We start from the raw sequence: 15,143 nt of genomic DNA, 5'->3' as shown, positions 1-15,143 counted from the left end.
CCCCATCACTCGTCGCCGAAAGCCAGTTGCACGAGGTCGTCGACACCCAGTTCGGCGATCGACGGTTCCTCGGTCGCGGCGGACGCGAGCGCGTGCCGCAGCCGGTCGCCGTGCCCGTTCCCGTTGCCGTTGCTCCCCGGCGCCATCCGTGCGCTGAGGTAACGGGCGACGGCCAGCGGGTTCGGGTAGTCGAAGACCAGCGTGGCGGGCAGCTTCAGCCCGGTCGCCTCGCGCAGCCGGTTGCGCAATTCCACCGAGGTCAGCGAATCGAACCCGGTGTCCTTGAACGCGGTGTCCGGGCGGACCGCCTCCGGTCCGTCGTAGCCGAGCACGACCGCGACCTGCCCGCGCACCAGGTCGACGAGCTGCGCCTCCCGCTCGGCCGGGGCGAGCCCGGCCAGTCCGAGGTCCACAGTGGACGCCGAGCGCGCCTGCGTCCGGCTCGGCCGGACGAGGCCGCGGAACAGCACCGGAACCGCGCCGGCCCACATCGCCGCGAGGTCGAGCTTGATCGGCACGAGCAGGGACTCGTCCATCCGCAGTGCGAGGTCGAACAGCGCCAGGCCTTCGGCCCCGGTCAGTTCCAGGACGCCGTTGCGGCTCGCCCGCGCGTGGTCGACCTCGCTGAGGTGGGCGGCCATGCCGCTGCTGCGTTCCCAGAGGCCCCAGGCCAGGGACAGGCCCGGCAGGCCCGCCGCCCGCCGGTGGGCCATCGCCGCGTCCAGGAAGGCGTTCGCCGCCGCGTACGGGCCCTGGCCACCACCGCCCAGTACGCCCGCGACGGAGGAGAACACGACGAACGCGCCGAGGTCCCGGTCGCGGGTCAGCTCGTCGAGGTGCGTGGCGGCCGTGACCTTGGCCGCGTACACGTTGGCCAGCTGATCGGGCGTGAGTGCTTCGATGACGCCGTCCTCGAAGACGCCGGCGGTGTGCACCACCCCGGTCAGCTCGGGCAGGTCCGCGAGCAAGGCGGCCACCTGAGCGCGGTCGGAGACGTCACAGGCCACGAAGGACACGTCCGCGCCCTCGCCGGTGAGCTCGGTGATCAGGTCCTCGGCGCCCTCGGCGTCCCGGCCCCGCCGGCTCGCCAGGACGACCCGGCGCACGCCGTGCCGGGTCACCAGGTGCCGGGCCACCAGCGCGCCCAGCGATCCGGCGCCGGAGACCAGGACCGTCCCGTCCGGATCGAACGCGGCGGGGGTGTCCGTGAGCCGGGTGGCGCGGGCGAGCCGGGGCACGAGGAAGGTCGTCCCGCGCAGAGCGAGCTGCGGCTCACCCGAGGCCAGCACCGCGCCCAGCGGGACTTCGCCGTCGGTGTCCAGCAGGACGATCCGGTCCGGGTGCTCGGCTTGGGCGGACCGGACCAGGCCCCACACCGCGGCCGCGGCCGGGTCGGTCAGCGTGTGGTCGCCGCCGGCGGGCACCGCCCCCCGGGTCGTCACCACCAGCCGGGACTCCTCGAACGCGGGCGCGGCCAGCCACGCCTGCACAACTTCCAGGGCGCGGGAGGTACCGGCCAAGGTGTCCGCACCGGCGGCCTCCCAGACCACCACCGGCGGCGCGTCCGTCTTCTCCGCCAGGGCCACGACGTCGTCGGCGGTGTCCACCGGCGTCCACGACGGCGTCTCCGCACGCGGTACGGCGGGCAGTTCGGTCCAGTCGACGCGGAACATCGCGTCGTGGCCCGCGTCGGCCGCGGCCCCGAGCTGCTCGGCCGAAACCGGCCGGGACACCAGCGACTCCATCGTCAGGACCAGGCCGCCGGTTTCGTCGGCGGCGGCGACCGACAGCGTGTCCGGGCCGCTCGGCGCGAGCCGGACCCGCAGGGCCGAGGCCCCCGCGGCGTGCAGGACCAGGCCGTTCCAGGCGAAGGCCAGCACCGGACGGCCGGGCTCGTCCCCGCCGACGGCCGTGGCGGCCTGCAGGGCCGCGTCGAGCAGCGCCGGGTGGACGCCGAACCGGCCCGCGTCCTTGCGCAGGTCCTCGGGCAGGGCGACCTCGGCGAAGACGTCGCCGTCACGCCGCCAGACCGCCCGCAGCCCCTGGAACGCCGGCCCGTAGCCGTAACCGCGCTCGGCGAGGTCGGTGTAGAAGGTCTCGACGTCGATGCGCTCGGCGTCGGCGGGCGGCCAGGCGTGGAAGTCGAATTCCGGGTCCTGGCCGGCCGCCGACGACAGCACGCCGGTCGCGTGCCGCGTCCACGTCCTCGCGCCGCCGTCGCGCCGGGAGTAGATGTCCACCGTGCGCGAGCCGGTCTCGTCCGGGCCGCTCAGCGCGACCTGGACCCGGACCGCACCCTGGGCGGGCACGACGAGCGGCGCCTCGATGACGAGCTCGTCGAGGGCGGTGCAGCCGGCTTCGTCGCCGGCCCGCACGGCCAGCTCGGCCAGCCCGGAACCGGGGAGGAGCACCACGCCGCCGACCGCGTGGTCGGCGAGCCACGGGTGCGTCCGCACCGACAGCCGCGAGGTGAAGACCAGGCCGTCGGACTGCGGGAGCTCGACGACCGCGCCCAGCAGCGGGTGGTCGGCCGCGGCCTGACCCAGGGAGGCCGCGTCGGTCGCGGACTCGGCGGGCCGGAGCCAGTAGTGCCGGTGGTCGAAGGCGTACTTCGGCAGGTCGACCCGGCCCGCGCGGGGCAGGACCGCGGTCCAGTCGAGCTCGACACCCCGCACGAACAGCTCGGCCATCGACGTCAGCAGGCGGCGGAGCCCGCCGTCCTCGCGGCGCAGGGAACCGGTCACCACCGCGTCGTCGCTGATTTCACCGAGCGGCTGGACCAGCACCGGGTGCGCGCTGACCTCGACGAACACGCCGTGGCCCTGGCGGACGAGCTCCGCGGCCGCCGGGCCGAAGCCGACCTGGTTGCGCAGGTTCCGGTACCAGTAGCCGCCGTCGACGACGCCGGCGCCGGTGATCCAGCCGCCGTCCACAGTGGAGTAGAACGGCACCGCCGGGGCCTGCGCCTCGATGCCGGCCAGTGTCCCGGCGAGGAGGTCCTGGATGGCTTCGACCTGGTTCGTGTGGGACCCGTAGTCCACGGCCACCCGTCGGACGCGGACTTCCTGCCCGGACAACGCTTCGACGACCTCGTCGAGGGCCCGGGCTTCTCCGGCGATCACCACGGAGGTAGGGCTGTTGACCGCGGCCACCTGGACCCGGTCGGCCCACGGCGCCAGCCACGCGGTCGCGTCTTCTTCGCTCAGCGCGACCGAGGCCATGCCGCCGCGGCCGGCCAGCCGGGTGGCGATCGCCTGGCTGCGCAACGCGACCACCTTCGCCGCGTCCGGCAGCGACAACGCACCCGACACACACGCCGCCGCGATCTCGCCCTGCGAATGCCCGACCACGGCGTCCGGCCGCAAGCCCGCGGACTGCCACACCGCGGCGAGGCCGACCATCACCGCGAAGCTCGCGGGCTGCACGACGTCGACGCGGTCCAGCAGATCGGACTCGCCGCGCAGGACGTCGAGCAGCGACCAGTCGATCCACGGTGCCAGCGCGGCCGCGCACTCGGCGACCCGCTCGGCGAACACCGGAGACTCTTCGAGCAGCTCCCGGCCCATGCCCACCCACTGCGAGCCCTGACCGGGGAAGACCCAGACGACCTTGCCCGGCGCCCCGGCCCGGCCGGTGACCACCGTGGCCGTGTCTTCTCTGCGGGCCAGCACTTCCAGGCCCGTCACGGCTTCTTCGCGGGAGCCCGCGACGACGACCGCGCGCTCGCTCAGCGCGGCCCGGTCGGTCACCAGCGCCCGGGCCACGCCGGCCAGCGGCGCGTCACCCCGGACGAACTCGGCGAGCCGGCCCGCCTGACCGGCCAGGGAGGCCTTGCTGCGGGCGGAAACCACGACCGGCACCACGGGCACCTCGGGCGTGGGCACCGGCTCTTCGGCGGGCGCCTCTTCCAGGATCAGGTGCGCGTTCGTGCCGCTGACGCCGAACGCGGACACCCCGGCCCGGCGCGGACGGCCGTTGCGCGGCCACTCGCGAGCTTCGGTCAGCAGTTCGACGGCGCCGGCGGACCAGTCCACCTCGGGCGTCGGCTCGTCGACGTGCAGCGTCGGAGGCAGGACTTCGTGGCGGAGGGCCTGCACCATCTTGATCACGCCCGCGACGCCCGCGGCGGCCTGCGCGTGGCCGATGTTCGACTTCAGCGACCCGAGCCACAGCGGCGTCTCACGGTTCTTGCCGTACGTGGCCAGCAGGGCCTGCGCCTCGATCGGGTCACCCAGCGTGGTCCCGGTGCCGTGCGCCTCGACGACGTCCACATCGGACGGTGCCAGTCCGGCGCTCACCAGGGCCCGGCGGATCACCCGCTGCTGCGAAGGCCCGTTCGGCGCGGTCAGGCCGTTCGAAGCGCCGTCCTGGTTCACCGCGCTGCCGCGCAGCACGGCCAGGATCCGGTGCCCGCGTTCGCGGGCCACCGAAAGCCGTTCGAGCACGACCACGCCGACGCCCTCGGCCCAGCCGGTGCCGTCGGCCGCGGCGGCGAACGCCTTGCAGCGCCCGTCGACGGCGAGGCCGCGCTGCCGGGAGAACTCCACGAACGCGCCGGGGTTCGCCATCACGGTCGCACCTCCGGCCAGTGCCATCGAGCACTCGCCCTGCCGCAGCGACTGCGCGGCGAGGTGCATCGCGACCAGCGAAGACGAGCACGCCGAGTCGATCGTCACCGCCGGGCCTTCGAAGCCGAACACGTACGACACGCGGCCGGACGCCACGCTCGACGAGCCGCCCGTGCCCGCGAAGCCCTCCAGCTCCGGGGTGACGACGCTGTCCCCCGGCGCGACGTAACCCTGGCCGAACATGCCGGTGAACACGCCGACGTCGTCGCCCTTGAGCGAGAGCGGGTCGACTCCGGCGTCTTCCATGGCCTCCCACGAGGTCTCCAGCAGGAGCCGCTGCTGCGGGTCCATGGCGACGGCCTCGCGCGGCGAGATCCCGAAGAAGCCCGCGTCGAAGAGGCCGGCCTCGTGGAGGAACCCGCCGTGCCGCGTGTAGGTCTTGCCCGGGGTCGCCGGGTCCGGGTCGTACAGGCCGTCGGTGTCCCAGCCGCGGTCGGCCGGGAAGCTCGAGACGGCGTCCCGGCCCTCGGCGACCAGCCGCCAGAGGTCCTCGGGCCCGGCGACGCCGCCCGGCAGGCGGCAGGCCATGCCGACGATGGCGATCGGCTCGCCGAGGTCGGCCTTCGCGGCCACCGCGGCCACCGGCGTCTCCGCCGCACCGCCGAGCTCCTCGCGCAGGAACTTCGCCAACGCCTGGGGGTTCGGGTAGTCGAAGACCAGCGTGGCGGGCAGCTTCAGCCCGGTGGCGGTCCGCATCCGGTTGCGCAGCTCGACCGCGGTCAGCGAGTCGAAGCCGGCGTCCTTGAACGCGGTGTCCACCCGGACCGCACTCGCGTCGGCGTGCCCGAGCACGGCCGCCACCTGCGCCCGGACCAGGTCCAGGAGCAGGGTGAGCTGGTCGGCCGGGGCGAGCCCGGCCAGCCCGCCGTCCACAGTGGATGCGGTACGGGCCTGCTGACGGCCCGCGCGGACCAGGCCGCGCAGCAGGTGCGGCACGGCCCCGTCCGCGGCGGCGTCGGCGCGCACCCCGCGCAGGTCCAGCTTGGCGGGCACGAGCAGTGGCTCTGCCGAGCCGAGAGCGGCGTCGAACAGGTCCATGCCTTCGGCCTGCGTCATGATCTGCAGGCCGCCGCGGCGGCTCATCCGGGCGCGGGTGGCCTCGTCGGTGCCGGCCGCCATGCCGGTGCTCTGGTCCCAGAGACCCCACGCGAGTGACAGGCCCGGCAGGCCGGCCGCCCGGCGATTGGCCATCAGGCCGTCCAGGAAGGCGTTGGCCGCGGCGTAGCTGCCGCTGCCCGCGCCCATGAACACGGCCGAAACCGAGGAGTAGACGACGAACGCGTCCAGGTCCCGGTCGCGGGTGAGTTCGTCGAGGTGGCGGACCGCGTCGACCTTGGGTGCGAACACCGTGGCCAGCCGGTCCCGGTCCAGCGTCTCGATGACACCCGCATCGAGGACACCGGCGGTGTGCACGACGGCGGTCGGCCGGTGCTCGTCGAGCAGCGCGGCCACCTGAGCGCGGTCGGAGACGTCGCAGGCGACGACGGACACGTCCGCGGCCAGCTCGGCGACCAGGTCCGCCACGCCCTCGGCGTCCGGGCCGCGCCGGGAAGCCAGCACCAGCTTCCGGACGCCGTGGCGTTCGACCAGGCGCCGGGCCACCAGGCCACCGAGCGCGCCGGCACCGGAGATGAGCACCGTCCCGTCCGGGCGGAAGACGGCCTCCCCGCGCTGGTCGGCGCGGGCGATGCGGGGCACGAAGTACTTCCCGCCGCGCACCGCGACCTGCGGCTCGTCGGCGGCCAGGATCGCGCCGAGCGGGATCTCACCGTCGGTGTCGAGGAGCACGATCCGGTCGGGGTTCTCCGCCTGCGCGGCCCGGACCAGGCCCCACACCGCGGCCCCGGCCGGGTCGGTCACCTCGCGGACGGCGCCGCGGGTCACCACGACCAGCCGGGCGTCGTCCGCCGCGTCGGCGAGGAACGCCTGGACGGCTTCCAGCACCCGCGCGGTCAGGTCCAGCGGCTCCTCGCCGGAGGCTTCGAGCACCTCGACCCGCTCCGACGGTGCCACGCTGTCCGCAATGGACACTTCGGTCCAGTCGACCCGGTACAGCGATCCGGCGCGGGTCTTCCCGGCCGAGAGTTCCCGGCCTGCCACCGAGTCCGCGGTGAGGACCAGGCCGCCGGTCTCGTCCGCCGCCTGGAGGCCGCCACCGGGCGCCAGCCGCACCCGCAGCGCCGAGGCCCCCGCGGCGTGCAGGACCAGGCCGTGCCACTCCGCCGGCTGCTCGTCGTCCGCCAGCACCGGACGCAGGGCCGCGTCCAGCAGCACCGGGTGGATGCCGAACTTCCCGGCGTCCTGGTCCTCGGGCAGCGCGACCTCGGCGAAGATCTCTTCGCCACGCCGCCAGCCGCCGTCGGCCTGCTCGGCACCGGGCGGAGGCCAGGCGGTGAAGTCGAACGGCTCGTGCGCCGGCGCGGTGGCCGACAGGTGCCCGGTGGCGTTCCGGGTCCAGTCTTCGTCGCCTTCGCGCTGCGAGTACACGTCGACCGCGCGCTCACCGCTCACGACGACCTGCACCCGCAGGCCCCCGCTCTCGGGCAGGACCAGCGGCTTCTCGACCGTCAGGTCGGTGAGGACGGGACACCCGGCCTCGTCACCGGCCCGCACGGCCAGCTCGACCAGCGCCGCGGTCGGGACGCCGTCGGCCAGCCACGGGTGCGTCCGCACCGACAGGCGCGAGGTGAAGACCAGGCCGCCGGACCGCGGCAGCGGCAGGACCGCCCCCAGCAACGGGTGATCGGCCCCGGCCAGGCCGAGCGCGGGCGCGTCGGCCGCGGCGGACGGGCTGAGCCAGAAGTGCTGGTGGTCGAAGGCGTACGTCGGCAGGTCGACGCGGGCGGGCGGCACCATTGTGGCCCAGTCGACCGGGACACCCCGGACGAACAGCTCGGCCATGGAGGTCAGCAGCCGCCGCAGGCCGCCGTCGTCGCGCCGCAGGGTCCCGGTGACCACGGCGTCTTCGCCGAGTTCACTGAGCGGCTGGACCAGCACCGGGTGCGCGCTGACCTCGACGAACACCCCGTGGCCCTGGTCGAGCAGCGCGGCAACGGCCGGGCCGAAGCCGACCTGGTTGCGGAGGTTCCGGTACCAGTACCCGCCGTCGACGACCCCGGCTTCGGTGATCCATGCACCGTCCACAGTGGAGTAGAACGGCACCACCGGTGCCTGCGCGGGGATCCCGGCCAGGGTTTCGGCGAGGGTGTCCTCGATGTCTTCGACGTGCCGGGTGTGGGACGCGTAGTCCACCGCCACCCGCCGTCCGCCGAGGGCTTCGACGGCCTCGGTGAGCGCTTCGGCGTCACCGGCGATCACCACCGACGCAGGACCGTTGACGGCGGCGACCTCGACCCGGCCGTCCCACGGCGCGAGCCGAGCGGCCACCTCGTCGTGGCTCAGCTGGACCGACGCCATCCCCCCGCGGCCGGACAGCCGGGCCGCGATGGCCTGGCTGCGCAGCGCGACGACCTTGGCCGCGTCCTCGAGGGACAGTGCACCGGCGACGCAGGCCGCGGCGATCTCGCCCTGGGAGTGGCCCAGGACGGCGTCGGGCACGACGCCCACCGACGCCCACACGGCCGCGAGCCCGACCATCACGGCGAAACTCGCGGGCTGCAGCACGTCGACCCGGTCCAGCAGGCCGGTCTCACCGCGCAGGACGTCCGGCAGGGACCAGTCGACCCACGGCTCCAGCGCCGTCGCGCATTCGGCGATCCGCTCGGCGAACACCGGGGACGCTTCGAGGAGTTCCCGGCCCATGCCCGCCCACTGCGTTCCCTGGCCGGGGAACACCCAGACGGTCTTGCCGGGCATGCCCGCGGTCCCGGTCACCAGCCCGGCCGCGCTCTCGCCGCGGGCCAGTGCGGTCAGCCCCGCCCGGGCCTCCTCGGCCGAGCCGGCCACGACGACGGCCCGGTCGGCCAGCGTCGCGCGGGTCGACAGCAGGGCACCCGCCACGCGGGTCAGCGAGACGTCCCCGTCGAGGAACGCCGCCAGCCGCCCGGCCTGACCGGCCAGTGATCCGGTGCTGCGCGCGGAGACCACCACGGGCACCACGCCGTCGGGAACGTCGGCCTCGGAGGTCTCCTCGGCGGGCGCCTCCTCGAGGATGAGGTGCGCGTTGGTGCCGCTGATGCCGAACGACGACACGCCGGCGCGGCGCGGGTGGCCGTTGCGGGCCCACTCGCGGCCCTCGGTCAGCAGCTCGACCGCGCCCGCGGACCAGTCCACCTGCTTGGTGGGTTCCCGCACGTGGAGGGTCGGCGGCAGGGCGTCGTGCCGCAGGGCCTGGACCATCTTGATGACGGCCGCGACCCCGGCGGCGGCCTGCGTGTGGCCGATGTTCGACTTCAGAGAGCCGAGCCACAGCGGCGTCTCACGGTTCTTGCCGTACGTGGCCAGCAGGGCCTGCGCCTCGATGGGGTCACCCAGCGCGGTGCCGGTGCCGTGGGCCTCGACGACGTCCACTTCGGACGGTCGCAGGCCGGCGCCGGCGAGCGCCGCGCGGATCACCCGCTGCTGCGAGGGGCCGTTCGGGGCGGTCAGGCCGTTGGACGCGCCGTCCTGGTTGACCGCGCTGCCGCGGAGCACGGCGAGGACCCGGTGCCCGCGTTCGCGGGCCACCGAAAGCCGTTCGAGGACGACGATGCCGACGCCCTCGGACAGGACCGTGCCGTCCGCGCCGTCCGCGAACGCCTTGACCCGGCCGTCCTCGGCCATGCCGCGCTGCCGCGACATGCCGATCACCCCGATCGGCGAGCCCATCACGGCGACGCCGCCGGCCAGCGCCATCGTGCACTCGCCCTGCCGCAGCGCCTGCGCGGCGAGGTGGATCGCCACCAGGGACGACGAGCAGGCCGTGTCGACCGTGACGGCCGGCCCCTCGAACCCGAAGGTGTAGGACACGCGGCCCGAGGCCACGCTGCCCGCCGTGGCCGTGGTGACGAAGCCTTCGAGTTCCGCGGGCATGTTGCTCAGTGACTCGAGGTAGTCGTGGATGGAAACGCCGGAGAAGACACCGACGGCGTCACCCCGCGCCTTCGCCGGGTCGATGCCCGCGCGTTCGAGGGCCTCCCAGGACGCTTCGAGCAGCAACCGCTGCTGCGGGTCCATGGCCAGGGCTTCGCGCGGCGAGATGCCGAAGAAGCCCGGGTCGAACAGCGCGGCCTCGTGCAGGAAGCCGCCCTGGCGGATGTAGGCGGTGCCCGGGCGCTCCGGGTCGGAGTCGAACAGGCCGTCCAGGTCCCAGCCGCGGTCCTCGGGGAAAGCCGACATGCCGTCGCGGCCTTCGGCGACCATCCGCCACAGGTCGTCGGGGCTCATCACCCCGCCCGGCAGGCGGCAGGCCATGCCGACGATGGCGATCGGCTCGCCCGCGTCCGCGGCGGCGGTCGGCACCGGGGTGGCGGGCGCGCCCGCCACCGTCTCGCCCAGCTCCTCGCGCAGGTGCCGGGCGAGCGCCACCGGCGTCGGGTAGTCGAAGACGAGCGTGGCGGGCAGCTTGACCCCGGTGGCCGCGCTCAGCCGGTTCCGCAGCTCGACCGCGGTCAGCGAGTCGAAGCCGAGGTCGCTGAACCCGCGGGTGCCCTGCGCCAGCTCGGGGGCGTTGAAGCCGAGCACCGCGGCCGCCTCGGCCTGGACGATGCCGAGCAGGACCGCTTCCTGCTCCTCGGCGGGCCGGCCGGCGAGCTTGTGGACCAGGCCCCCGCCGCCGCTCGCGGCGGCCGTGCGGGCCACCCGGCGGCTCGCACGCACCAGGCCGCGCAGCAGGTGCGGAACCTCCCCGCCGCTGCGCAGGGTCTTCAGGTCGAGCTTGATCGGCACGAGCAGCGCCTGCTCGGCGTGCAGGCCGATGTCGAAGATGTCGAGGGCCTCGGCGGGCGTCATGGCCAGCACGCCGCCGCGGCTCATCCGGGCCTGGTCGGTCGCGCTGAGGTGGGCGGTCAGGCCGTCGGCCTGCTCCCACAGCCCCCACGCCAGGGACACGCCGGGAAGGCCCGCCGCGCGGCGCACGGCCATCAGGCCGTCGAGGAACGCGTTGGCCGCGGCGTAGTTGCCCTGACCGGCTGAGCCCATGAGCGCGGCCGCGGACGAGAACACGACGAAGGCGTCGAGGTCGAGGTCCCGGGTCAGCTCGTCGAGGTGGCGGACCGCGTCGACCTTGGGTGCGAACACCCCGGCCAGCCGCTCCCGGGTCAGTGCCCCGATGACGCCGTCGTCGAGCAGGCCGGCCAGGTGCACGATCCCGGTCGGGCGGTGCTCGGCCAGCAGCGCGGCGACCTGGTCGCGGTCGGAGACGTCGCAGGCCACCACGGCCACGCTCGCGCCCTGCTCGGTCAGCTCCGCGAGCAGCTCTTCCGCGGCCACGCCCCGCCGGCCGGCGAGCACCAGCCGCCGGACGCCGTGCCGGGAGACCAGGTGCTTGGCGACCAGGCCACCCAGCGAGCCGGTGCCGCCGGTCAGCAGGACCGTCCCTTCCGGACTGAACACCGCGTCGGGCGCTTCGCCGGTGGCACGGGACAGCCGCGGGACGGAGAAAGCCCCACCGCGCACGGCGATCTGCGGCTCACCACTGCCGAGCAGAGCACCCAGCGGCAGGTCACCGTCGGTGTCGACCAGGATGATCCGGCCCGGGTTCTCCGCCTGCGTGGCCCGCACCAGGCCCCACACGGCGGCCCCCGCCGGGTCGGTCACCGCACGCACGGCACCGCGGGTCACCACGACCAGCCGGGCCTCCTCCGCCGCGTCGGCGAGGAACCTCTGCACGGCTTCCAGCACCCGGCTGGTCAGCTCCAGGGGCGCTTCCTCGCCGAAGGCTTCGAGCACCTCGACGTGGTCCGCGGCCGCGCTGTCGGTCGCGGGGACCTCGACCCAGTCGACCTGGAACAGCGAGTCGCGCTCTTCGCCCGCCGCCGTCTCCAGCCGCGCGGCCGAGACTTCGCGGGACACCAGCGAATCCATGGTGACGACCAGGCCACCGGCCTCGTCGGCGGCCTGGAACGTCAGCGCGTCCGGCCCGCCCGGCGCGACCCGCACCCGCAGCGCCGACGCCCCGACGGCGTGCAGGACCAGGCCGTTCCACGCGAACGGCAGCACGCTGCGCTCGTCGTCGGGGTTGGCGAAGGCGTTCGTGTGCAGGGCGGCGTCGAGCAGCGCGGGGTGGAGGCCGAACTTGCCGGCGTCCTCGCGGTGGTCGTCGGGCAGCGCGACCTCGGCGAAGACCTCGTTCCCCCGCCGCCACACCGCCCGCATGCCCTGGAACGCGCCGCTGTAGGCGTACCCGCGCTCGGTGAGGTCGGCGTAGAAGTTTTCGACGTCGATCGGCTGCGCCCCGGCCGGCGGCCAGGCGGCGAAGTCGAAGTTCCGGTGGGCTTCCCGGGACGCCGACGCCCCGAGCAGCCCGGTGGCGTGCCGGGTCCATTCGTCGTCGTCTTCCCGCGTGGAGAAGACGTCGACCGCGCGCGAGCCGGTTTCGGTCGGCCCGCTCACCGCGACCTGCACGCGGACCCCGCCGCGCTCGCCGAGCACCAGCGGTGCCTCGATGACGAGCTCTTCCAGCACGCCGAAGCCGAGCTCGTCGCCGGCGCGCAGCGCGAGGTCGACGTAGACGGTGCCGGGGATCAGGACGACTCCGCCGATCGCGTGCCCGGCCAGCCACGGGTGCGTCTTCAGGGACAGCCGCGAGGTGAAGACCAGGCCGTCGGACTGCGGCAGCGGCACGACCGCGCCCAGCAGCGGGTGGTCGGCGCCGGCCAGGCCCAGCGACACGGCGTCGGTCGCCGTCCCGCCCATCCGCAGCCAGTAGTGCTGGTGGTCGAAGGCGTACGTCGGCAGCTCGACGCGCCGGTGCGGCGGCAGGACGCCGGACCAGTCCACGGTCACGCCGCGCACGAAGAGCTCGGCCGCCGAGGCCAGCAGGCGCCGGAGCCCGCCGTCCTCGCGCCGCAGCGTCCCGGTGACGACGGCTTCGGTGCCGTCGACGAGCTCGTTGATCGGCTGGACCAGCACGGGGTGCGCGCTGACCTCGACGAACACCCGGTGCCCCTGCTCGATCAGCTCGGCCACGGCCGGGCCGAACCGGACCTGACGACGCAGGTTGCGGTACCAGTACCCGCCGTCGAGGACGCCGGCGTCGTCAACCCAGCCGCCGGTGACGGTCGAGTAGAACGGCACTTCCGGGGCCTGCGCACGAATGCCGCCGAGCATCTCGGCCAAGGCGTCGCGGGCGGCTTCGACGTGCCGGGTGTGGGACGCGTAGTCCACCGCCACCCGCCGGATCCGGACGCCCTGGTCGTCGAGCGCGTCGAGGGCTTCGTCCAGGGCCTCGGCGTCTCCGGCGATGACCACGGACGCCGGCCCGTTGACGGCCGCCACTTCCACGCGGCCCGCCCACGCCTCGATGCGCGCGGCCGCGTCTTCTTCGCTCAACGCGACCGAGGCCATGCCGCCCCGGCCGGCCAGCGAGGCCGCGATGGCCTGGCTGCGCAGGGCCACCACCTTCGCGGCGTCGTCCAGCGACAGCGCGCCGGACACGCACGCGGCCGCGATCTCGCCCTGCGAGTGGCCCACCACGGCCTCGGGCTCGACGCCGAGCGAAGCCCACACCGCCGCGAGCCCGACCATCACGGCGAAGCTCGCCGGCTGCACGACGTCGACCCGGTCCAGCAGGTCGGCGTCGCCGCGCAGGACGTCGGTCAGCGACCAGTCGACCCACCGTCCGAGCGCGGTCTCGCACTCGGCGATCCGCGCGGCGAAGACCGCGGAGGAGTCCAGGAGCTCCCGGCCCATGCCCGCCCACTGCGTCCCCTGGCCGGGGAACACCCAGACGACCTTGCCCGGCGCACCCGAGCCGCGTCCGGACAGCACGCCGGGAGCACTCTCCCCGTGCGCCAAGGCCCGCAGCCCGGTCACGGCCTCTTCGGGGGAACCGGCCACGACGACAGCGCGCTCGCTGAGCGTCGCGCGCCCGGACACCAGCGTCCCGGCGAGGTCCGCCAGCGAGACGTCACCGACCTCCGCCAGCCGCCCGGCCTGCGCGGCCAGCGACGCGGCAGTCGCCGCCGACACGACGAGCGGCACCACGCCCGCGGGCGCCGCCTGGGCGACCGGCTCTTCCTCGGGCGCCTCTTCCAGGATCATGTGCGCGTTGGTGCCGCTGGCGCCGAACGACGAGATGCCGCCCCGGCGCGGCCGGTCGCCGCGCGGCCACTCCCGCGGCTCGGTCAGCAGCTCGACCGCGCCCGCCGTCCAGTCCACCTGCGGGGTCGGCGCGTCCACGTGCAGCGTGGCCGGGAGCTTCCCGTGCCGCAGCGACTGCACCATCTTGATCACGCCGGCCACGCCGGACGCGCCCTGCGTGTGCCCGACGATCGACTTCACCGAGCCGAGCAGCAGCGGCTGCCGCGGGTCGCGGCCCTGGCCGTAGGTGGCCAGCAGCGCCTGCACCTCGATCGGGTCGCCGAGGACGGTGCCGGTACCGTGCCCTTCCACGGTGTCCACATCGGACGGTGACAGCCCGGCGCCGGCGAGGGCCTTGCGGATGACCCGCTGCTGGGCGGGGCCGTTGGGAGCGGTCAGGCCGTTGGACGCGCCGTCGGAGTTGACCGCGCTGCCGCGGATGACGGCGAGCACCTGGTGCCCGCGCTCACGCGCCACCGACAGCCGCTCCAGCAGCACCACGCCGACGCCCTCGGCCCAGCCGGAGCCGTCGGCCGCCGCCGCGTAGGACTTGCAGCGCCCGTCGAAGGCCAGCGCCCGCTGCCGGGCGAAGCCGACGAACCCGCCCGGCGTCGCCATCACGGTCGAGCCGCCGGCCAGCGCCATCGAGCACTCACCGCGGCGAAGCGCCTGCGACGCGAGGTGAATGGCCACGAGCGACGACGAGCACATCGTGTCGACGGTGACGGCGGGACCTTCGAGGCCGAGCGTGTAGGCGACCCGGCCCGAGGCGACACCGCCCGCGGTGCCCAGCGCCCGCTCCAGGCTCATGAAGTCCTCGAACCCGCTGAGGTCGGGGGCGTAGTCCTGGTGCACGATCCCGGCGTAGACGCCGATGTCGCTGCCGCGCACCGAATGCGGGTCGATGCCGGCCCGCTCGAGGGTCTCCCAGGACACCTCCAGCAGCTGCCGCTGCTGCGGGTCCATGGCCAGCGCCTCACGCGGCGAGATGCCGAAGAAGCCCGCATCGAACTGGGCCGCGTCGTGGAGGAAGGCGCCTTCCCGCACGTACGTCGTCCCCGGGTTGTCGGGGTCCGGGTGGTAGAGGCCCTCGAGGTCCCAGCCGCGGTCGGTGGGGAACCCGGTGTAGACGTCGGCGCCTTCGGACACGACTCGCCAGAAGTCCTCCGGGCCGCGGATCCCGCCGGCGTAGCGGCAGGCCATGGAGACGATCGCGATGGGCTCCGCGGCGGCCGCGGTGAGCGCGGCGTTCTCCTGCTGGAGGCGGACGTTCTCCTTCAGCGAGGCGCGCAGTGCGTCAACGATCTGCTCGTTCGGCGCGGACATGTTCTTCCT

General features: G+C 74.8%; 1 protein-coding gene. It reads right to left on the bottom strand.

Annotation, left to right across the window (positions count from 1 at the left end):
* Positions 1 to 5: 5 nt before the first annotated feature.
* On the bottom strand, positions 6 to 15,134 hold the full coding sequence (locus DV20_RS18235) for a type I polyketide synthase (protein WP_043781805.1): 15,129 nt from the start codon (positions 15,132 to 15,134) through the stop codon (positions 6 to 8).
* Between the last annotated feature and the right edge of the window lie 9 nt (positions 15,135 to 15,143).

The organism is Amycolatopsis rifamycinica (assembly GCF_000695625.1).
Lineage (GTDB): Bacteria > Actinomycetota > Actinomycetes > Mycobacteriales > Pseudonocardiaceae > Amycolatopsis > Amycolatopsis rifamycinica.
This window is presented reverse-complemented; position numbering and strand designations above follow the sequence as displayed.